Raw genomic sequence first — 274 nt, 5'->3', positions numbered from 1 at the left:
ATAAAGGTCTCCCAACACCAAACATCTTTACTGGCGGAGAAAACTTCCACGGTAAATATGAATTTATTTCAGTGGAAAACATGGTGAAAGCAACAGAAGTCATCGTGGAAATCGCACGTTTATTTGAAGAAAAAGCATAGACATGTTTACAACCGTTCCTGTTCGGGAACGGTTTTTTAATAAAAGTTTACAATATTCTGAAACTTTTGTGACACTTAATCGTACTAATATAGACAACCCCAGAAAAATTCTTCTTGACGAGTGAAATAATTGG

General features: G+C 35.4%; 1 pseudogene. It reads left to right on the top strand.

Annotated features, from left to right (window positions below):
• Nucleotides 1-140 (top strand): annotated as a pseudogene (locus SB775_RS29375) (peptidase T); the annotation flags it as partial.
• Between the last annotated feature and the right edge of the window lie 134 nt (nt 141-274).

It is taken from the genome of Peribacillus sp. SIMBA_075 (assembly GCF_046534585.1).
This window is presented reverse-complemented; position numbering and strand designations above follow the sequence as displayed.